Source organism: Aminobacter sp. AP02 (assembly GCF_003148805.1).
Classification (GTDB): Bacteria; Pseudomonadota; Alphaproteobacteria; order Rhizobiales; family Rhizobiaceae; genus Aminobacter.
In genome coordinates this window covers 1-19,836 of the sequence record NZ_QGGX01000001.1, presented here as the reverse complement: position 1 = coordinate 19,836, position 19,836 = coordinate 1, and the positions used below count along the sequence as shown (strand labels likewise).

General features: G+C 60.8%; 19 protein-coding genes and 5 pseudogenes. 13 read left to right on the top strand and 11 right to left on the bottom strand.

The window, feature by feature from the left end:
- Positions 1-43 precede the first annotated feature (43 nt).
- Positions 44-1,036: an arabinose ABC transporter substrate-binding protein gene (locus C8K44_RS00125; protein WP_109573730.1), complete on the bottom strand. Its 993-nt coding sequence runs from the start codon at positions 1,034-1,036 to the stop codon at positions 44-46.
- 199 nt (positions 1,037-1,235) lie between these two features.
- Between C8K44_RS00125 and C8K44_RS00120 the strand changes: the two genes are divergently transcribed.
- The 6 genes and pseudogenes from C8K44_RS00120 to C8K44_RS00095 all read left to right on the top strand — a co-directional run bounded on the left by C8K44_RS00120 (position 1,236) and on the right by C8K44_RS00095 (position 5,798).
- Positions 1,236-1,973, top strand: a complete 738-nt coding sequence (locus C8K44_RS00120; protein WP_109573729.1) for a FadR/GntR family transcriptional regulator — start codon at positions 1,236-1,238, stop codon at positions 1,971-1,973.
- 37 nt (positions 1,974-2,010) lie between these two features.
- A complete protein-coding gene (gene dgoD, locus C8K44_RS00115) occupies positions 2,011-3,159 on the top strand; it encodes a galactonate dehydratase (protein ID WP_109573728.1) in 1,149 nt (382 codons plus the stop codon).
- Positions 3,160-3,208: 49 nt separating this feature from the next.
- Positions 3,209-3,415, top strand: a complete 207-nt coding sequence (locus C8K44_RS00110) for a hypothetical protein (RefSeq protein WP_109573727.1) — start codon at positions 3,209-3,211, stop codon at positions 3,413-3,415.
- A 266-nt stretch (positions 3,416-3,681) separates the two neighbouring features.
- Entirely contained in the window at positions 3,682-3,921 is a 240-nt protein-coding gene (locus C8K44_RS00105; RefSeq protein ID WP_109573726.1) for a type II toxin-antitoxin system ParD family antitoxin, read from the top strand.
- Positions 3,918-4,244: a type II toxin-antitoxin system RelE/ParE family toxin gene (locus C8K44_RS00100; RefSeq protein ID WP_109573725.1), complete on the top strand. Its 327-nt coding sequence runs from the start codon at positions 3,918-3,920 to the stop codon at positions 4,242-4,244. Before C8K44_RS00105 ends, C8K44_RS00100 begins: the two co-directional genes overlap by 4 nt.
- A gap of 144 nt (positions 4,245-4,388) precedes the next feature.
- Positions 4,389-5,798 (top strand): annotated as a pseudogene (locus C8K44_RS00095) (ISNCY family transposase).
- Here C8K44_RS00095 and C8K44_RS00090 read toward each other — a convergent pair.
- Positions 5,785-6,522, bottom strand: coding sequence for a hypothetical protein (locus tag C8K44_RS00090; RefSeq protein WP_199226972.1), 738 nt, complete (start codon positions 6,520-6,522; stop codon positions 5,785-5,787). The pseudogene C8K44_RS00095 and the gene C8K44_RS00090 sit on opposite strands and share 14 nt — an antisense overlap.
- A gap of 177 nt (positions 6,523-6,699) precedes the next feature.
- Positions 6,700-7,400, bottom strand: a pseudogene (locus C8K44_RS00085) (IS6 family transposase).
- A 305-nt stretch (positions 7,401-7,705) separates the two neighbouring features.
- Between C8K44_RS00085 and C8K44_RS00075 the strand changes: the two are divergent.
- Positions 7,706-7,936: an aminotransferase class I/II-fold pyridoxal phosphate-dependent enzyme gene (locus tag C8K44_RS00075; protein ID WP_281062978.1), complete on the top strand. Its 231-nt coding sequence runs from the start codon at positions 7,706-7,708 to the stop codon at positions 7,934-7,936.
- 223 nt (positions 7,937-8,159) lie between these two features.
- Here C8K44_RS00075 and C8K44_RS00070 read toward each other — a convergent pair whose 3' ends face one another.
- The 6 genes from C8K44_RS00070 to C8K44_RS00045 all read right to left on the bottom strand — a co-directional run bounded on the left by C8K44_RS00070 (position 8,160) and on the right by C8K44_RS00045 (position 13,695).
- Positions 8,160-8,633 carry a tetratricopeptide repeat protein gene (locus tag C8K44_RS00070; protein ID WP_109573722.1) on the bottom strand — a complete coding sequence of 158 codons (474 nt, stop codon included), beginning with the start codon at positions 8,631-8,633 and terminating at the stop codon, positions 8,160-8,162.
- A gap of 2 nt (positions 8,634-8,635) precedes the next feature.
- Entirely contained in the window at positions 8,636-9,415 is a 780-nt protein-coding gene (locus C8K44_RS00065; protein ID WP_109573721.1) for an ABC transporter ATP-binding protein, read from the bottom strand.
- Between the two features lie 60 nt (positions 9,416-9,475).
- Positions 9,476-10,540, bottom strand: coding sequence for an ABC transporter substrate-binding protein (locus C8K44_RS00060; RefSeq protein WP_109573720.1), 1,065 nt, complete (start codon positions 10,538-10,540; stop codon positions 9,476-9,478).
- 35 nt (positions 10,541-10,575) lie between these two features.
- Positions 10,576-11,664: an ABC transporter substrate-binding protein gene (locus C8K44_RS00055; RefSeq protein ID WP_109573719.1), complete on the bottom strand. Its 1,089-nt coding sequence runs from the start codon at positions 11,662-11,664 to the stop codon at positions 10,576-10,578.
- A 31-nt stretch (positions 11,665-11,695) separates the two neighbouring features.
- Entirely contained in the window at positions 11,696-12,535 is an 840-nt protein-coding gene (locus tag C8K44_RS00050) for an ABC transporter permease (protein WP_109573718.1), read from the bottom strand.
- A 71-nt stretch (positions 12,536-12,606) separates the two neighbouring features.
- Positions 12,607-13,695, bottom strand: coding sequence for an ABC transporter substrate-binding protein (locus C8K44_RS00045; RefSeq protein ID WP_109573717.1), 1,089 nt, complete (start codon positions 13,693-13,695; stop codon positions 12,607-12,609).
- Positions 13,696-14,091: 396 nt separating this feature from the next.
- Here C8K44_RS00045 and C8K44_RS00040 point away from each other — a divergent pair, with 396 nt between their 5' ends.
- From C8K44_RS00040 to C8K44_RS00025, 4 genes are all read left to right on the top strand, one after another.
- On the top strand, positions 14,092-14,868 hold the full coding sequence (locus C8K44_RS00040; protein WP_158282682.1) for a transporter substrate-binding domain-containing protein: 777 nt from the start codon (positions 14,092-14,094) through the stop codon (positions 14,866-14,868).
- A complete protein-coding gene (locus C8K44_RS00035; RefSeq protein ID WP_245417296.1) occupies positions 14,859-15,467 on the top strand; it encodes an SCO family protein in 609 nt (202 codons plus the stop codon). The genes C8K44_RS00040 and C8K44_RS00035 overlap by 10 nt, the downstream gene beginning before the upstream one ends.
- On the top strand, positions 15,468-15,914 hold the full coding sequence (locus C8K44_RS00030; RefSeq protein WP_109573714.1) for a copper chaperone PCu(A)C: 447 nt from the start codon (positions 15,468-15,470) through the stop codon (positions 15,912-15,914).
- Positions 15,915-16,008: 94 nt separating this feature from the next.
- Positions 16,009-16,857, top strand: coding sequence for an NADPH-dependent oxidoreductase (locus tag C8K44_RS00025; protein ID WP_109573713.1), 849 nt, complete (start codon positions 16,009-16,011; stop codon positions 16,855-16,857).
- Between the two features lie 70 nt (positions 16,858-16,927).
- Here C8K44_RS00025 and C8K44_RS00020 read toward each other — a convergent pair whose 3' ends face one another.
- Positions 16,928-17,881 carry a LysR substrate-binding domain-containing protein gene (locus tag C8K44_RS00020; protein WP_245417295.1) on the bottom strand — a complete coding sequence of 318 codons (954 nt, stop codon included), beginning with the start codon at positions 17,879-17,881 and terminating at the stop codon, positions 16,928-16,930.
- Positions 17,882-18,144: 263 nt separating this feature from the next.
- On the opposite strand from C8K44_RS00020, the pseudogene C8K44_RS00015 reads away from it, so the two are divergent.
- Positions 18,145-18,296: pseudogene (locus C8K44_RS00015) on the top strand (IS21 family transposase); the annotation flags it as partial.
- A gap of 184 nt (positions 18,297-18,480) precedes the next feature.
- Here C8K44_RS00015 and C8K44_RS00010 read toward each other — a convergent pair.
- A pseudogene (locus C8K44_RS00010) lies at positions 18,481-19,404 on the bottom strand (IS110 family transposase).
- Positions 19,405-19,540: 136 nt separating this feature from the next.
- On the opposite strand from C8K44_RS00010, the pseudogene C8K44_RS00005 reads away from it, so the two are divergent.
- A pseudogene (locus C8K44_RS00005) lies at positions 19,541-19,824 on the top strand (IS21 family transposase); the annotation flags it as partial.
- Between the last annotated feature and the right edge of the window lie 12 nt (positions 19,825-19,836).

The window sequence follows — 19,836 nt, the reverse complement described above, 5'->3', positions numbered from 1 at the left end:
GCGGCAAAACACCGCCGCCGGACACCGTTCAATGTGGCGGCAATTACTCGATGCCGAGTTCCGCGCGGACCTTTTCGAAATCGTCGCGCTTGGCGAGCGCGCCGGCAGTCAGGATCAGCTTTTCCGGTTCCTGGTTGTTGGCGACCCACTCGTACATGTTGAGTGCGGTCTCATAGCCATGGCGCTTCGGCGAAATGATCACCGAGCCGATGAAGCCGGTGGCTGCTGGCTTCTTGAACTCGTTGATGGCCGAATCCGCGCCGCCGATGCCGACGCCGATTATGCCGTCAGCCGCGATGCCGACGCCTTCTGATGCACGCACGGCACCCAGAACAGCCTCGTCGTTGAGGCCGAAGGCGACCCACTTCTTGATGTTGGCGTTCTTGTTCAGGACAACGGTTGCTGCATTGAGCGCGGCTTCGGTGTCCGTCTTGGCCTGCGGCGCATCGAAGATATTCTCGGCCTTGAAGCCGTTCGCCTTGAGCACCGAGATGGCACCTTCGACGCGGTCGACGGCGGTTGGAAGCTGGTCGTAGGAAACGCGGATGGCGCCGACTTCTTCGGCCTTCCAGCCACGGGCTTTCATTTCGTCGACGATGGCCTGGCCGACGGCCTCGCCAATCTTGGTTGCCGAAATGCCCATATGCGGGACTTCCTCGATCGGCTTGCCGTCGGCGCTGACGAGGCGATCGTCAACGGTCATCAACTTGAGGTTGTTGGCGGCAGCCTTGGCGACGATGCCAGGCCCGAGCTTGACGTCGGGCGTGCAGACGATGAAGCCCTGGGCGCCCTGGGCGCCGAGATTGTCGATCGCCGACATCAGCTTCTCGCCGTCCTCGGCGCCGATCTTGACGAGCGTGAAGCCTTTTTCCTTGGCGGCCTGGTCGGCGAATTTCCACTCGTCCTGGAACCAGGGTTCCTCAGGCTGCTTCACGATGAAGCCGATCTTGGTTTCCTGCGCATAGGCAGATGCAATGGTGGTGGCAGACAGAACCGCAAGGGCGCCCGCGACGAGCGCCGTCTTCAACAATCGCATGTGAATTCCTCCCAAAGCTACCGGGCGCTCGGCCCGGATGACAAACGCTAGCGTCTTTTATCATACCAGTCAATTGCTCTTGTATGATAAATAGGATAGCCTGCTTTTGCGATACCGTCATGGACGATCGCAAGGGCGCATTGTCCGGTATGCGAAGCGGACATAAGAACGAGAAACACGCTCTTGGGGAGGAGAAGGCATGAATATCACCGAGCCATCGGCAGCAAAGTCACGGCGCCCGCGTGTCTTGCCCGACATCGTGCGCGCGATTGCTTCGGAGGTTCTTGCCGGCAACTATCCCGTAGGCAGCACGCTGCCGAGCGAGAACGATCTCTGCACCGAACATGGCGTTAGCCGCACCGTCATCCGCGAGGCGCTCAAGACACTCGCAGCCAAGGGGCTGGTTCTCAGCCGCCCGCGCATCGGAACGGTCGTGTGCGAGCGCGACAACTGGAACATCATCGACCCTCAGGTGCTAGAGTGGCATGGGCCGAACACGCTCGATCCCAAACTGTTCGATTCCATCCTGGAGACGCGCCGTGCCATCGAGCCGTTGGTCGCTGAACTTGCCGCGACGCGCGCATCGCTGCAGGAGATCGCCGACCTTGAACTCGCCTGGAAAGGCATGGAAGCCGCGGGAAGCGACGTAGCGCGTTTCGCCCGCTCGGACGCCGCCTTTCACCAGGTGCTCTACGGTGCGTGCCACAACCCGATCTTTCGCCAGATCGGCGGGATGATCGAAACGGCATTGAATTTCGCACTGGAAGCGACGGCCAACTCCGTCGACCGGCGCGACGAAGCCGTCAAGGTTCACTACGGCGTCGTCGAGGCGCTGCGTATGCGCGACGCAGTCGCCGCGCGACACGCTGCCAACGAAATCCTCGACCTCGCCGCCCGCGACCTTGCGCGGGCGAAGAGCCTGCACAAGAAAGACTGAACGGGCGTAGCAGCCCATCTGGAGTCGTGCCTGCACCATGAAGATCACCGCACTGAAGACCTACATCGTCCCGCCGCGCTGGTTATTTCTCAAGATCGAAACCGACGAGGGCGTGAGCGGCTGGGGCGAGCCTGTGGTCGAGGGCCGCGCCCACACCGTGGAGGCTGCGGTTCATGAGCTCGCCGACTATCTGATCGGCAAGGATCCCCGGCTCATCGAGGACCACTGGAATGTCATGTACCGCGGCGGCTTCTACCGCGGTGGTCCGATCCTGATGAGCGCAGTCGCCGGCATCGACCAGGCGCTGTGGGACATCAAGGGCCGCGCGCTCGACGTACCGGTGCATGAGCTGCTTGGCGGGAAATGCCGCGACAGCATCAAAGTCTATTCCTGGATCGGTGGCGACCGGCCATCGGAAGTCGCGGCAGGCGCCAGGGACGTCGTCGCGCGCGGTTTCACCGCGCTCAAGATGAACGGAACCGAAGAACTCCAGATCGTCGACAGCCACGACAAGATCGATGCGGCGATCGAACGAGTCGCCATGGTACGCGAGGCAGTCGGCCCGCATGTCGGCATCGCCGTCGACTTTCATGGCCGCGTTCACCGGCCAATGGCGCGCGTGCTGGTCAGGGAACTCGAGCCCTATAGGCTGATGTTCATCGAAGAGCCGGTGCTCAGCGAAAACCGCGAGGCGCTGAAGGAGATCGCCGCGTTATCGTCGGCGCCGATCGCGCTTGGCGAACGTCTCTACAGCCGCTGGGACTTCAAGAGCGTGCTCCAGGAAGGCGTTGTCGACATCATTCAGCCAGATCTCTCGCATGCCGGCGGCATCACCGAGTGCCGCAAGATCGCCGCCATGGCCGAAGCCTATGACGTGGCGGTTGCCCCCCACTGTCCGCTCGGCCCGATCGCGCTCGCCGCCTGCCTGCAACTGGACGCAGTGAGCTACAATGCGTTCATCCAGGAGCAGAGCCTCGGCATCCACTACAACAAGACCAACGACCTCATCGACTACGCCAAGAACAAGGACGTATTCCGCTACGAAGACGGCTACGTCACAATTCCGGATGGCCCAGGCCTCGGCGTCGATGTCGACGAGGACTATGTCAAGGAACGCGCCGAGGAAGGCCACCGCTGGCGCAATCCCATCTGGCGACACAAGGACGGTTCGTTCGCAGAGTGGTAAGGCGCTTTGATCGATTGCCCAAAAATATCGCCAGCATGCCGACGGCCGATTGACGAAGAGCTTGCGCAAATTCGCCTTACAGATCAACCGTTCTCAAAAGCTGACGACGATGACCTGCGCCGCGACGATCCTGTCCGGCATCGAGATGGTTCACATGATGCGCAAACGACAGGCAAGGTACGCCTGCAATCCGGCACCGTCATTCGCCGAGCAGTTCGATATCCTCGCTGTACAACGGCGCCGGGCATTGGGTTAATCCGTCCTGAAGATGAGTTTGCGACAGAACCGTTCCTGTTCCGCTTGCCGCCCATGTTCATTGCAATGAACGGCAATCGCTATACCCACGACAAGCATCGAACGGCGTTTGCGCGATATTGCGAATTCGGAGCCCTTGGGCAACAGCGGCGCGATCGCCGTTGTCACGCTTGGCGATCTACCTGACGTGGCTCGATGTGCAAAAGGCTTCGTCGTCATAGTCAACGCATCTTGCCAATTTTTGCCATAGGAGCTATTTTTCCTGTCATGAGCACCATGAACATATCACTGCCGGATAGCCTGAAAAGCTTCGTCGACCAGCAGGTCTCCGGGCGAGGTTATGGCACGAGCAGCGAATATGTTCGCGAACTGATCCGCCGCGATCAGGATCGCCAGAACCTGCGTCGATTGCTACTCGACGGCGCGTCGTCAGAAACAACTACTCCGATCGACGACGGGTATTTCGTCAGCCTCCGAACGCGAGCCCAGGGTCACCAGAAATCGTGACCGAGAGGGCAGTTATCCCTCGAGCACTAGCACGACTAAATATCGAAGACGCGCTCGATCATTACGGCCAGCAAGCAGGCGTCAACGCCGCCTTGGGTTTCGTCGATGACCTCCAGAAGGCATACGCATTGATCGCAGATCAGCCTGCATCGGGCTTATTGCGATATGCATATGAGCTTGGCTTGCCCGGGTTGCGCACGGTGCGTCTCAAGCGCCACCCGTATGTAATTTTCTATAGTGAGCAGGCGGATCATATCGACGTCTGGCGCATACTACATGGCAAGCGTGACATTCCAGCGTGGCTCCAAAACTCGGCAGACTGAGCCAGTTTCATTAATAATATCAATCAGCTAGTTCCATAATTTAGATTACCCGGCATATCGGTGTAGCCGCAAAGTTAGAATGTCCTGATCCTGCAAAGTAAGAATGTCACTCTACCCGCGTTTTGACGACGCGGGAGTTTGCGGATGGGATTGATTGCGATGAGCGAGCGCGATTTGCAGCGGATCGAGGTTTTGTCAAAAGTCGTCGCCGGCCGGATGACGCTGGTGTCGGCGGCGCATGTGCTCGATCTGAGCACGCGCCAGGTCCGTCGACACTTGGAGCGGCTCAGTACTGGCGGTGCGGCGTCGATCCGGCACAAGGCGATCAGTCGGCCGTCGAACAACCGGATCAGTGACGGTGTTCGGGATTACGCGATGACGCTGGTTCGCGAACGCTATGCGGATTTCGGTCCGACGTTGGCGACCGAGAAGCTTGCCGCGCGTGACGGATTGCAGGTGTCGCGCGAGACATTGCGCGGCTGGATGTCGGAGGCTGGTCTTTGGCTGTCACGCCAACAACGACGGACGTTCCATCAGCCGCGGCTGCGGCGTGAGGCCTATGGCGAGCTGGTGCAGATCGATGGCTCCTAGCATCGCTGGTTCGAGGATCGTGGGCCACCGTGCCCGCTTTTGGTGTTCGTCGACGATGCGACGGGCAAGTTGATGGAGTTGCGCTTTGTGCGCTCGGAAAGCGCGTTCACTTACTTTGAAGCGCTGGCGCTGTACCTAAGGCAACATGGGGCACCTGTCGCCTTTTACTCCGACAAACATTCGGTGTTCCGGGTAGCGAAGAAGGATGCCAGGGGTGGTCAGGGCATGACTCAGTTCGGGCGTGCGCCTTCAGAGCTAAGTATCGAGATACTCTGTGCAAATTCGAGCCAAGCCAAGGGCCGCGTCGAGCGGATGAATCGGACGCTGCAGGATCGGCTGGTCAAGGAATTGCGATTGGGCGGCATCGACGACATGGCGGCAGGCAATGCATTCCTGCCGACCTTCATGGAGCACTACAATGCGCGGTTTGCGATCGTCCCTGCCCGGCCAGATGACCTGCACCGATCGATAAATCTGGCCCCGGATCGGCTCAACGAGATTCTCTGCAAACGTGAGCAGCGTTATGTCGCATCGCAGTTGACGTTTTCGTTTGAGCGCCAGCGGATCATGCTGGTGGAGACCGAGGTGACACGCGGCCTAGCTGGTCGCTATGTCGAGACCTACGCATATGCGGATGGTCGATTAGATGTGCGGTGGAAGGGGCATTCCTTGCCCTATCGGGTGTTCGATAAGGACCAGCGGGTGAGCCATGCGGCGATCATCGACAACAAGCGGCTCGGTGATGTCCTGGCCTACATCAAGGAACGTCAGGAGCAGCAGACGAAGCCGGCCGTGAAGACGAACAGCGAGAAGATTGGCTACAAACCGCGTGGCCGCAAGCCGGGTAAGCGGACGGATTTCATGACCGATCCCGCGATCATTGCTCGGCGGCGGCAGGCGCTTTCCCAGCAAAGTGCGGTGGAGCAAGGACAAAGTTACCCGGCACGGCTCAATGGAGAGTGAGTTCGGATTGCATGTCGGAGTCTAGCTTTAAGCAGGCAGGCCACAACGGTGTCTTGTGGTAGGTCCCATCCTGCCAAATCGTCAGCCCCTCGCGATCTTCGTGCAGTAATCCCAGCCAGCACAGCGGTCGAATGATATCGTAGCGGAGCGCCGACCTTTCCGCCCAGGTTTCGACAGTCATTTCTGCTGGCTCCAGGTACGATTCGCTCGGATATACCTCGTTCGCCAGGTCGTCCAACGAACAGCCCGTTTCTGCTTTCATATTAATAAGATTGAGAAAGACGTGCCACCAACGCATCCGATTGCGGACGGCCTCCTGCGTCTGCCTGTAATGGATATAAGCATAAAGATAATCCGTCGCGATCAGATCGAAGAAGGCCTGCGGTCTCGCCAGAAAGTCTCGGCCGCGTTGGGTTGGTACCAGTACATCCTTTCGCCGCCGCAGAAGCCGCAAGTACTTGACCATGTCACGGACGACCAAAAGCGGCGGCATATCGGCTTCGTTGAGAACCTTGTTGATGCTGTATAAGTCGTCCGACGTGTAGCCGGGCCAATCGAAGTGAACAGCGGCCCAGTGGACGAACTTGCGGTTCATCGCCCCCGACGCGGTCAGGCTGATGCCTCCCTGGGTCTCTGCGTAGGAAACAGTCTTGGTCATGCCGCGAAGCAGCGGCGACAGCGCGGCTACATCGACATCACCCATCAGCTTGATTTCCGGAAGCACCGCGAGATCCTGCCCCTGCACATTCAGCTGCCTGCAACATCTACCAGGAACGCAATAATTGAAACTGAGAAAGCTAAAGCCGATGGGTGTCTCTCACCCGCCCCGATCTGCCCTTGCAACCCGGACCGGCGATGTCACGTTGTCTGATAAACGTGTTGAGACCTGCAGCCGCTGATGTCAGTTGATCACGGTCACGGCTTTCCATTCCGCCATGGCCCGCAGGCGGTGAAAATGTGTGGCGAGAGCGAAGCGTTTTGAGCGAGGTGGAACGAAGAGATTGCGCAGCGCCGAGAAGATCGAAACGAAGCGTTGCAGTGCTCCTGGTGATCGGAAGCCTTGCATCATCCGCTCCTGCTTTCGCAGCGACACATGTGCATTCTCCGCCCGGTTGTTCAATCCCTTGTGCGACCGATGCTCGACGTCCGGCATCACCTGTCGCCGGGCTGCTCCATAGGAGGGCAGCTTGTCGGTGATCATGCGCTTCGGCGCAGCGCCTTGCTTCTTCAACAGCCGCGTTAGCAAGCGCTTGGCTGCCTTGGTGTTGCGGCGATTCTGGACGATCTCATCGAGCACATAGCCATCCTAGTCGACGGCGCGCCATAACCAGTGTTTCCTGCCGGCGATGGTGATGACGACCTCATCCAAGTGACAGACATCGTTTCGGCTGGCTGCTTGCGGCGCAAGCGGCGGGCGTAATCCCGCCCGAACTTGCTGCCCCACCGGCGGATTGTCTCATACGAAACCCCGATCCCGCGCTCCGGCAGCATTTCCTCGACCAGACGCAGGCTCAATGGGAACCTGTAGTAGAGCCAGACGGCATGGGCGATGATCTGCGGCGGGAAACGATGGCGCTTATAGCTGACGGTCGCGGTGTTCATGCCATCGGTCTATGCCGCAAATCCCTGAACGCGAGTTAGTTTGATAACGCCTATCTCCACACGCCCATCGATTACAGCTACCGCAAAATCCTGCTCGCGCCGGGCCTGTGTATCGGCTACCTCGCCGCCTGCCCGTCCATACCCGAGGCCGACAAAGAAGTCCTGCGTGCGGCGGCGTTGACTTCGCAGGTCGGTGGCAGGTGGAACTTTCCCGATGCGCCCCTGCGATATGCGGTCGGCGATCTTGAAAGGATTAGCATCGACATCGGCGAACTGCAGCGTAAGCGCGACCGGCTGCACGGCGGCTGACGCAATGGGGCTACAGCATGACCAAGCCAGAAGGCACATTCTACCTCTGGGGGCGCGCGCCGGGCGGCGACTCAGTTGGCTTCACCCGCAGACTGGCGGATCAAGGTGTCTTCGTGATGCCGGGAACGCTCTTCGACCGGCCTACAGACTTCCGGATCAGCCTGACGGGCACTGCAGACATGATCGAGGCAAGCCGTCCTGCTTTCGAGGCTGCAACTGAACACTAAAGCATTTGTTTTGACGTGAACCGGGGTTTTACAGTCCGGGCGGGCTCTGAGGTTGTTCCCCCAGACGGCTTCGGTATGCCATTCCGGCTTGTTGCCGACGATCTGGCGCCTCCACCACCTTAACCGGTCTGTCGTTGCATCAGTCGTAGTCAAGGCCGAAGTCTGGTCGGTCTGGTCGACGAAATAGCTATGGATATCGATGATGGCGAGTGCGGGGCCCCGGTCAGGGGAATCTTTGCAATGACATGCCCGTGCCGTGGGATTCGGCGATAGCCAGGTTTAGGGCATCGAGCTCGTCGCACCCGTCGGGGCATAGAAACGTCAGCTTCTGGACATTTGCCTTGGCGCGTTCGGGCTGGCCGAGCTTCAGGAACAGTTCGCCCTGATATTCGAGCGCGCCCTTGTGGTCGGGATCGTAATACAATGCGTGGCGATACCATTTGCCTGCCTCCTCATCGCGGTCAAGGTTGCGCAGGCTGAAGCCGAGGAGATTGTAGAGATCGGCGTTCTGGACGGTGGCCGTGAGTTTCTGCAACTCGTCGGCGGCTTCGGCATAGCGTTCTGCGTATATCTTCGCCGTGATGGCCGAAAGATCGGGCAGCGCGCTCGACGGCGGGGTGTCCGCCGCCATTGCCTGGCAGGCAATCGCCGCCACGAAAGCTGTAGCCAGAATGGTGTGCGCGACTGTGAGACCCATCGTTACGCAGCCCGTGCCGCCACCGACGAATAGGCATCCATGCTGCGCAGGATCTCACGCCTGACATCCGCAAACTCGTGGCTGGCGCGGTCACGTGGCCAGGGCAGGTCGACCTTGATGTCGCTAGCGATGCGGCCCGGCGTGGAATGCATGACGACGATGCGGTCGCTGAGATAGATCGCCTCCTCGACGTCGTGAGTGACCAGTAGCATCGTGACGCGTTCGGCCCTCCAGATCCGCAGCAGCTCCTCCTGCAGCCTGAGCCGGGTCAGCGCATCGAGTGCTCCCAGCGGCTCGTCGAGCAGTAGGATCTCCGGGCGAGATACAAGCCCGCGGGCAATAGCGGCGCGCTGCGACATGCCTCCGGACAGCTGGTGCGGATAGACCTTCTCGAACCCTGTCAGGCCGACCAGCGCAACGTGCTCGGCCACTGCGCGCCGGCGCTGCGCATTGGGCAGGCCGGAATTCTCGAGCGCCAAGTCGATGTTGTCCTCGAGCGTCAGCCAGGGCAGCAGGCGGTGATCCTGGAAAACGATCCCCCGCTGCAGGCTTGTGCCGCTGATCGGCTTGTTATCCAGTAGGATTTCTCCACCGTAGTTGTCGTCGAGACCGACGACAAGGCGCAACAGCGTGGACTTGCCGCAGCCCGACGGACCGACGATCGAGATGAACTCGCCCGGCGCCACTTTGAGATTGATGTGGTCCAGCACCCGCAGCTCTTTCCCCTCCACCTGGTAGGATTTGCTGACGTTACTGATTTCAAGGTTGCCGCGCTCGCTCATGGCCGTCCTGCCTGCTGGGAGCCTCCCGGTCGACCGGGAGGCTCGATTCAAAGATCAAAGCTACCTAAGCGCTTCTTCAAGGTAGCTGGCGTCAGCCCACTTCCTGCTGTCGAAGTCGCGCTTCACGTATCCGTGGTCGACGAGGAACTTCTTCTGTATGTCGAGACCGGCCAGGTTCTGCGCCGACAGGTTGGGCAGGAAATCGGTGGCTTCGATCGCTGCTGCCGTATCCGCCGGGGTCTGGTGATAGGTCACGCGGTTCAGCACAGTGGCGGCCGCTTCGCGGTTGGCGTTGATCCAGCGCGCCGCGCGCACCGTCGCCTTCAGGAACGCCACGACGATGTCCCTGTTGTTGCGTGCGAAGTCGCTGTTGACGGTCAGCGCGTAGGGGCTGTTCGCCACCTGGAGTGTCCAGTCCGGATAGCGCGAGAAGTCCTCGATGACCTTGTACTTGCCGGTGCGCTCGAGCGTCTGGCCACGTCCATGGCTGGTATAGACCGCGTCGACCTTGCCCTCTTCGAGGAGACGTACCTCGGCGGTATAGACGAGATCCTCACGCCGGCGCTGCGACCACAGTTCCGAGGGACGGCTGGCGTTGCCAAAGCCGCGGTCCTCGGCCGGCGCATCGACGATCTCGACGTCGGACCGTTGCAGTCCGGCAAGCTTCAGCGCAACCAGGATGCCGCGTGCGCCCGTCGCACGCCACCAGTCGACCTTGTCGCTGTTCTGACTCTTGTAGAGCCCGAACCTACGCCCTTTCAGGTCGCCGACGCGGTTGATGTCGGAGTCGGCCCGGACGACGATCTGGCCGCCGTGATGGCCGGCCGTCAGCGCGATCAGCGTAGTGTCTGTCACGTCGGCCTTCGCCCAGATCGAAGGAATGTTGCCACCGTCGCGGAACAGGTGGTCGAGCTGGTGACCGAAATGGGGGAGATAGCCCTGTTCAGGCGCGAGCGCGCGTAGGTAAGACAGCTTGGCCCCGATCTTGTTGAACTCCTCTTCGATCCAGCCGAATTCCTGTGCGACGTTCGATGCCACGAATACCGGGCAGATAGTGTAGTAGGCTTCACGGGCCCCGACCTCGACGGTTTTTCCCGCCGGCGCGCGTTCCAGAACTTCAACCATGAAAACTCTCCTAGTTTCGATTTTTTGTTAGGGGATCAGAGCGAGGCGAGTGCCTCGTCGAGAAACGAAGCGTCCGCCCAGGCCGGGACGTCGAAGTCGTTCCTGATGTAACCGTTGGACAACAGGAAGTTCTTCTCGATGGTAAGGCCGGCGATGTTCTGTTCGGACAGGTTTGGCACCAGGTCGAAGCTGCGCAGTGCATCGGCGATTGCGCCGGCATGAGGATAGATGGTCGTCCGCAGGAAGACCTCGGCAGCAGCTTCCGGATTGGCGGTGATCCAGCGCCCTGCCCTGATCGAGGCGCGAAGCCAGGCCAAGACCACGTCCCGATTGGCCTCGGCGAACTCCTTGCTGACCGTGATCGTGCGCGGCGCGTTGGCGATCTTCAGCGTCCAGTCCGGATAGAGATCGAGATCCTCGATCACTTTGAAGCGACCGCTGCGTTCGAGCAGGTGCGAGGTGCCGATCGAATAGTCGTAGATCGCGTCGACCTTGCCCTCGCCAAGCGCCCGGGCCTCGCGGCTGTGCGCGCCGGCCACGATGGCGTCGACCTGGCTATGGCGCTGTGCCCAGATTCCGGCAGGGGTACGTGTTGGTGTCTCGAGATGACCATCATGGTCTTCGATATTGACCCATTCGATGTCGTCTCGCGTTAGGCCATGCAGGGCGAGTGCTGCGAGAATGCCGTGGTGGCTGGTCGCTCGACGATGGTCGATCTTGTCTGACTTGAGACTCTTATAGATCGCCACACGGCGGCCTTTCAGCTCACCGACGTGGTGGATGTCGTCATCGGCGCGCACGATGATCTTGCCGGCCGGCTGCGCCTGGGTCAGGCCAAGCAGGATGGTCGGGCGAAGATCGGCCTGGGCCCACACCGCGGGGCTGTTGCCGCCATCGCGCAATAGCCGCTCGGACGAGTGGTCGTAGTGCGCTTTCCAGGCGGCTTCGCCAGCGATCGACCGGAGATAGATCGCCGATGCACCGACCCTTGCGAACTCGTCGTCGATCCAGCCGAGTTCGAGGGCCACGTTCGACGCGACCAGGACGGGGCAGATAGTGTAAAGCAAGTCGCGCGGCGTGCTTGCAGCGAGCTCGCTGGATGAAGGTTTGTATGCCGTGTTCATGTCATTTCTTTCTTCGTGCCAGCGGTGAGGATCAGCCCTCGAAACCCTGCTTCCAGCGCAGGACGTGGCGTTGAAGGAGGGCCATGGAGCGGTCGATGAGGAAGCCGACGACGCCGATAACGACCATGCAGACCAGCAACTGGTCGGTCATCAGCAGCGACTGGGCGCGGAAGATCAGGTAGCCGATGCCTTCCATGCCGCTCAGTCCTTCGGCGACGACGACCAGCGCCCAGGCCAGGCTCGCGCCGTAGCGCACTCCCACCAGGATACTGGGCATGGCTCCAGGAATGATCACCTTGCGCACCAGCTGCCATCGGGTCAGGGTTAGGACGTCGGCGAGTTCGATAAAGTTCTTTTCGACGGCGCGAATGCCCTGAAGCGTGTTGAGGAAGACGGGAAAGAACACCGTCTTGGTGATGACGACGATCTTGGCCGCGGGTCCGATGCCAACCCAGAGAACGATCAGCGGCAGCCAAGCGATGCCGGGGATGTGGCGAATGCCGTCAAGCGTCGGCCCGAAAATGCGCTCCACGGTTTGCGACAGGCCCGCAGCAATGCCGAGACCCACGCCGAGCAAAGTGCCGTACACGAAGGCCTGCGTGACGATGCTGATGCTGGCCAGGAAGTCTATGTGAAAGCTCTGCCGCTCCACCATGTCGAAGAAGGAAAACAGGGTCGTCGATGGTAATGGCAGGAAAATCGGCGAGATCCAGGCCCGTTGCGCAGCAACCTGCCAGAGCAAGAGGATAGTCAGCGGCAGGACTAGGCCGATGGCTAGGTCACGCGGCTTCACGCGCCTCTTGTTTGCTTTGTCCGGCTGCTGGGTTTTGCGCACAGCCGGCGTCGTCGCATTCACCGTGGTGACGCTCATTGTGTGCTCCAGATTTCTTGGTAATGGATCGGCCGCGCTTGGGGCGGCCGATCGGATGCGGTTGGGCGGGATCAGTTGTAGACGGAATATGCGCCGCCCTTGAAGAAGCGGGCGTCGACGAACTGCTCTATCGTCTCGTCGGTCAGGAAACGTTCCTGGAGGATCTCGTCGCCTGCTGCGATGTAGTATTTCTGGAAGTCACGGATCGCCTTCTTGGCATTGTCCGCCGACGCCTCGCCTTGCATGAATTCGAACGACGACGGATCGGTGATCTGGAACTTTGCGATGTTGACCGGGATGCGCAGCTCTTCGCCAATGATCTCGGCGGATTCATCGACATGTTCCTGGATCCACGCCTTGGTCCGTTCATGCGCAATCAAAAATGCCTGGATCGCTTCGGGATAGGCCTCCACGAAGGGCCGCATGGCAAAATAGGAAACCCGGCCGGCCGAATTGACATAGACGCCATTGTCCGGGCTGCGGCCAACGACCTTGACCTCGCCCGAAAGCCAAAGCGCCGCCGAAGCCGGCAGTGCAATATGCGTGGCGGTGGCATCGATGGCACCGCTCAGCAGTGCTGCCGACGTCGCCGCCGAATTCGTGATCGTCTCCTGGCGGACCGATCCCTTACGGATGCGGGTGTCCAGCGGGACGCCTGCTTCGTTGAGGATCTCGGTGGGCGATGTCCAGCCGCAGCCTACGCGACTGCCGCCGAACTTCTTGTCCTTGAGGTCGACCGGGCTATTGATGTCAGAGCTCGCCTTGGCGAGCAAGGGCGTCCGGAACTTGTCCGAAGGCGACGACTGCCAGACGATCACGGCATCGATGCCGTTCGCTTTGTGGACGGTCGCGGGGTACATCATGCGTTGTGCGATGGCGAGGCCGCCGCGATCGAGCAGCGCTGCCTCGGCGCCGGACAGTTCTGCCGTTCCTGGATTGATCAGCTTGATGTCGGTTATGCCGATCTTGGCGAATTCTTCCTGGATGATGCCCTTGCGTTGGCCGACGACGGTCCATGCCGCCTGGGGCAAATTGATAAAGGTCAGTGGCTCCTTGGCGCTGGCCAAGGCCGGTTGGCTTCCCGTGCCCAACGCCAAGACGCTGGTGGCGCTGATGCCGATTGCGCCGGCCACGGCCAGCAATTTCGATCTGAGGTTCATCACTGTTCTCCTGGTCGGCTGCCCTGGCAGCGGTGCACCGGGCTTGGGAAAATCCAACAGTCCTGGAGGGTATTTCCGTAATATTTTGTGTCAACGCAGCCATTCTTGCGCTGGCAATAAGCACTCTTGGTTTCATTTTGTTCGAATTCAGAGATTATTTTATCGATCAACGTAGATTTTCGGACGATCCTTGCTACCATACGACCATTGTCGTTGCCGAATGGCCATGAAAATCTGCCAGATAAAGATTATTTAACAACATGATCAACAATAACTACAATCTCCCCGACATTATTCTGCGTTAGACAACCGTCGATACCAAGATGCAGGAACCCCGTCTTGACCGAGGCACGAGATAGATCACCGCGCCGGTGGTGCACCATCAGATCCGGCAGTTTGCTGGCTGCAGCCGGACTGCTCGCCTCGCTCTCGGCGGGCACGCCGGCCGATGGCGCACCCAATGCGCCGCTGCGCGTCGGGGTGGACTTCGTGCCCCCGGCACCCGCGACCAGTGAATTTCGGCTCTACACGCCCGAGAGCTTCGACGTGCTCATTGCCGAGAAGATCGCAGCGCAGCTCGGCAGGAAGCTGGAGCTTGTCCAACTCGCGACCCAGGATCGCGCGTCCGCACTTTCCCGCCACGATGTCGAGATCGTGCTGGCCAGGGTCGACGACACTGACCCCATCGCCGCCGAGGCTGACCTTTTGCCGGTCGGCTTTGCCTCCGGCGCAACGGTCGCCATGCGCACGGATACCGACATCGACAGCTGGGAGGACCTGACTGGCCGAACCGTCTGTGTTTCGCGCGGCAATTCCGCCTCGCGGGCGCTCGCGCGGCGAAGCGGCGCCATCGTCCGCATCGAAGACACCCCAGCAAAATCGCTGGTCCTGGTGCGCACCGGCGTGTGCGACGCGGCGTTGCACGACGAGCAGCTTTTGGTGCGCCTATTCCGCGAGCAGGGATGGCAGAAGTTCTCCGCGACGCTGCCTGCCACGCCGGACGTCGCGTTATCGGCCGCAGTGGACAAGCAGGATATGGCCCTCGCCGGTGCCGTAAAGCTTGCGCTCGCCAAGATAGCGACACCGGCTGCTTGGGAGCAATTGAAGGGCAAATGGGCCCGCAATGTCGCGTTCGAGGTCTATCTCGACCAGGATGCACCGGATTGCCATTGAAAGACCACGCCATGCACAAGCCCGCCCTGCTCCTTCTCATCGCCGCGCTGGCAACCACCGCCGCGCCTGCGCTGGCCGGCCCGAACCCGGCTGTGCTGCCTACCGGCGAAGCCTATGAAATCGGCGGCGCTTTCGGACTGACGACGCAGCGCGGAGCCCGCTTCACGGAAGCAGATCTCAAGGGCAAGCCATACTTGGTGTTCTTCGGCTTCACCCATTGTCCCGAGGTTTGCCCGACAACGCTGTTCGAACTGACCGGCATCCTGGCCGAACTCGGCCGCGCCGCCGACGAGCTCGTGCCGGTGTTCGTCACCGTCGATCCGGAGAGGGACACGCAGGACTACTTGTCAAGCTATCTCGGCGCCTTCGACAAGCGCATCGTCGGGCTGCGCGGCAGCGCCGAGGAAACCGCCGCCATGGCGCGCCTGTTCAGGGCGACCTACAGGAAGGTGCCTCTCGACGGTGGCGACTACACCATGGATCACACCGCCATCATCTACCTGATGGATCGGCAAGGCCGCCTCTTCGACAAGATCGAATATCTTGAGGAACACGCCTCTCAGATCGCGAAGCTGAAGCGGCTTTTGGCCGTCGATTAAATGAGCCACCAGAACTCAGAGAGCTTTCATGTGGAAGAAACCTATCTTGCCGGCGGTCTTGGCGCTGGCCCTGTCGAGCGGCGTAGTCGTGGCACACGGCTTCAAGTCGGCGCGGTCTCGATCAGTCACCCGTTCGCATATGCAACGCCGCCCTCGGCGACCAACGGCGCAGCCTACATGAAGCGGACCAATGACGGTAGCGCCGAGGATGTATTGCTTTGGGCCAGCGGCGCGCTCGCGGACAGGATCCAAATCCACGAAACCTCGCTCATTGACGGCGTGGCCAAGAAGCGACCGCGGCTCGACGGCATCGCCATCCCCGCATACGGCCGCGTCGAATTCGCTGAAGGTTCATTCCACCTGATGCTCATCGGGCTTAAGCAACCCCTGAAGGAGGGTGAGCGCGTTCCGCTTCAACTTACATTTCGCAATGCTGGCGATAGATAGAACTGGCCATCGAAGCCCCCAAGACGCTCTCGCCGATTCGCACGCCGGACACCGAACAGCCAGTTCCCAACGCCCCAAGCAGGATTCCAAGCGCATGACATATGCCCCTCACGTCTCCGAATTCCCGTTGCAGGACCGCCTGCAGCCGCTTTGGCACGGGCGCTATCGCAACGGCTCCCCGCCAGCTGCAGACTGGAACGAAACCATCGAGACGATGCTGTCGCATCGTACGGTCCGTCGCTATCTGCCCCAGGGATTGCCGGACGGCGCGCTCGAACTCGCCATCTCGACGGCTCAGTCGGCACCGTCCTCGTCCAACCTCCAGGCATGGGATGTGATCGTCGTTGAGGACGCGGACCTGAAGTCGCGTCTCAACGCCCTCGCCGGCAACCAGCGCCAGATCGAGGAAGCGCCCGTGCTGCTCGTATGGCTGGCCGACCTGTCCAGGCTGCGCACTGCCGCTGCTGAACGAGGCATCCCCTCCTTTGGCCTGGACTATCTCGAAAGCTTCCTCATCGGCGCCATCGACGCATCACTCGCAGCACAAAACGCGCTTGTGGCGTTTGAAGCGCTCGGCCTTGGCACCTGTTACATCGGTGCACTGCGCAATCATCCCCAGGCGGTCGCCATCGAGCTTGGATTGCCGCCGGAAGTCGTTGCCGTGTTCGGCATGACCGTCGGCGTGCCGAATTCCCGCGCGGCATCGGCTGTCAAGCCGCGACTGCCCCAGCGCGTGGTACTGCATCGCGAGCGCTACACAACGGCTGACCCAGCCGACCTCAAGGCCTATAACGAGACCCTGCGCGGCTTTCAGGCCGAACAGCGGATGCCGGCCATCGACTGGACCGAGCAGGCCGCCAAACGGATCTCGAGCACCGAGGCCTTGCGCAATCGTGACCAGCTGCGCCAGGAGCTGACGGGACTTGGTTTCAAGCTGCGCTGAAGCAGAGCCGCAAATATCTTCGATCGAGGCCGACCAAATCTACCTGACCCCGAATTCGCGTGCTGAGCCGCTAGTTGGCCGCAGTCTGATCCTCGATCGGCACGGCGATGTCGCGCACCAACTGCACTTCCGCCCGCAGCCAGCCCAGGAACAGTTCCACCGGTGGCGACTTCAGTTTTCGCGGCGCCGCCACGAAATAATAGGCGAACTCCACCGGTTGCGGTTTTCCGAAAGGCGTCATCAGGCGCCCCGAGCGCAGGTCGGCGTTGGCAAGGCGCACCTTGCCGAGAGCAAGACCCTGGCCTGCCGCCGCTGCCTCCAGCACCAGGGACGACTGGTTGAGCCGAACGCCGTCATCGATGAAGCGGGTCGACATGCCTTCGCCGCGCAGCCAGGTCGGCCAGTCCGGACACGAGCCGTCGTATTCGGGACCTTCCTCGTGCAACAACGGGATGCCTTGCAGCGTCTTCAGTCGCGGATGCAAATCGTACCTGTCCGCAAATTCCTGGTTGCAAACCGGCACCACCGCTTCCGAAAACAGGCGCTCGACGAACAGGCCGGGATAGGCGCCGTTGCCGAAGCGGATCGCGCAGTCGGTGTCCTCGCGCTCGACGTCGGCAAGAACCGTCGAGGCATTCACCTGCACCCTAAGGTCCGGCACCGACGATCGCAGGCGCTCGAGCCGCGAGACCAGCCACTTTCCAGCAAAAGAAGGCGCGGCCGAAACTCTGACAGGTTGATCCTGGATATCGCTGGCCAGTCGTGAGACGGCATCAAGAACGGTCTCAAACGCTTCGGTCAGCCCCGGCATCAGCACGCGGCCTGCCGGCGTCAACTGCAGCGGGCTGGTGTTGCGATGAAACAGCTGCTCACCGACATATTCCTCCAATGAGCGGATCTGCTGACCGACGGCCGCGGAACTGACGTGCAGTTCCTCTGCGGCGCGAGTGAAGCTAAGGTGCCGTGCCGCAGCGACAAAGGCCCGCAACGACGTTAGCGGCGGCAAGCGCGCAAGCGTGGGCACGTGAATGTGCCGCCTGTTTTTCCCAGCTTTCTCTGCCAAAAGCCTTCATCCTTAATTCTACAAATTTAGTAGATTAAAGAGACTAGAGGCTTGGCGCTCAAGCACCTGTCGACCTGCAAGCGAACCGCTGCTGGAAAACTTTTCCGCCAAACCGTCCTTGAGGAAGGGCCGCAAGAAAGTTGGTTGGTTTCGTCAACGCCGGCTCGTGGTCGCTTCATCTCGCATTGCTCGAAAGCAGGCGATCACGGCGCGATGCCTGCGTGGCCTATATCCCGCTGAGCTTCGCGCCGGGCGAAGCCTACCAGTTCGACTGGAGCCACGAGATCGTCCTGCTGGACGGCGTGACGGTGACGGTGAAGGTGTTGCCTTCTTCGGTGGGGCCTGCACGCGCGGCATCTACGACAATCTATGGACGCCTCCTGGGCAAGGTCAGGTGCTGGTAACCGGCGGCAAAGGATGCGTGAATCTATCTTGCCTGTCGCTGGAGCGAATACGCTCCTGGCCTTGATGGGAAATTGCGGTCCGCGCCGTTGCGCCATCAGTATCCACCTCGCTCTCATCGCCGCGTTTGCGGCGATCCGTGACTCGTCGGCGGCAGATCAGCCGGCGTAGCTCTCCTTTCGCGTTAGCAGCGCCCATGCGATACGCGCCGTCTTGTTGGCCAGCGCGACGAGCGCCCTATTGAATCCGCGGCGCTCGACGATCGCCTTCAGCCAGACCGAGCGACGATCACCATGCTTTGCAAGTCGGCTGATGACGGCGTGGGCGCCATGGATCATCTGCCGGCGCAGATAGTGGTTGGCGCGTCGGCCAATGCCGCCGAGGCGAGGCTTGCCACCGGTTGTATATTGTCGCGGCACCAGCCCAATCCATGCGGCGAGTTCGCCACCTGAGCGGAAATGACGGGCGTCAGCGACGCTGGCGACGAGCGCGGTCGCGATGATTGGCCCGACCCCAGGCAATTCCGCCAATCGTCGGCAATCTTCGTGAGCCCTGCAGATCTCGACAATCTTCGCATCGAGTTTGGCGACACTGGTGTTGACGTCTCGGAGCTGGTCGAGAAACTCCTCGAACAGCTCGCGCGCGAGATCGGAAAGTTCGGCCTGCGCAATGGCCGCTGGTGCTTGGGCGGCAAACCGCCATGGTCCTTGCGGCAACACAATGCCATATTCAGCCAGCAATCCGCGAGCGTGGTTGATGAGCGAAGTGCGTTGGACGATCAGACGCTCCCGGATGCGATGCAGTGCAGATCTTGTTGTTCAATCGACTTCACCGGCACAATACCGCATGGTCGGACGTGTCGCTGCTTCGTAAATCGCTTCCGCGTCTACTGCATCGTTCTTCGAGCCGCGCACAAACGGCTTTACGAAGCGTGGGTTGATCAACCGGCCCTGTCGGCCGTCAGCCATGAACCAGCGAGCCCAATGATGGGCGCTGGCACAAGCTTCCATCGCGATCGTCTTTGGTGCCAATTCGTTGACGATGTTCGCGAGCTTTGCACGGCTGACCTTGCGCGAGATGATCGCGCCATCGCCATCTACTCCATGCAGGTGGAAGGATTGCTTTTCAAGATCGATTGCGAGCAAACCCTTTGTCATACTTTCCTCCGTCAGGTTGGTCACCCAATGGTGACGGAGAAGAGGGAGGCGTCCATCCCATAACATGAAGACGGCAGTGGACGCGATCTTCATCGGCAGGGATCGCCGCTACAACCGCCGCTTCGCGCAGATGTGCGGACATTACCTTGTCGAGCCAGAGGCCTGCACGCCGGCGTCGCGGTGGGAGAAGGGACAAGTCGAGAACCAGGTCGGCCTGGTGCGCGAGCGCTTCTTCACGCCCAGGCTGCGCTTCAAGACGCTGGAGGATCTGAACGGCTGGCTGGCCGACAAATGCGTCGCCTATGCCAAGGGCCTCGCCATCCCGAACAGGGCGAGCGCACAGTTTAGGAGGTGTTC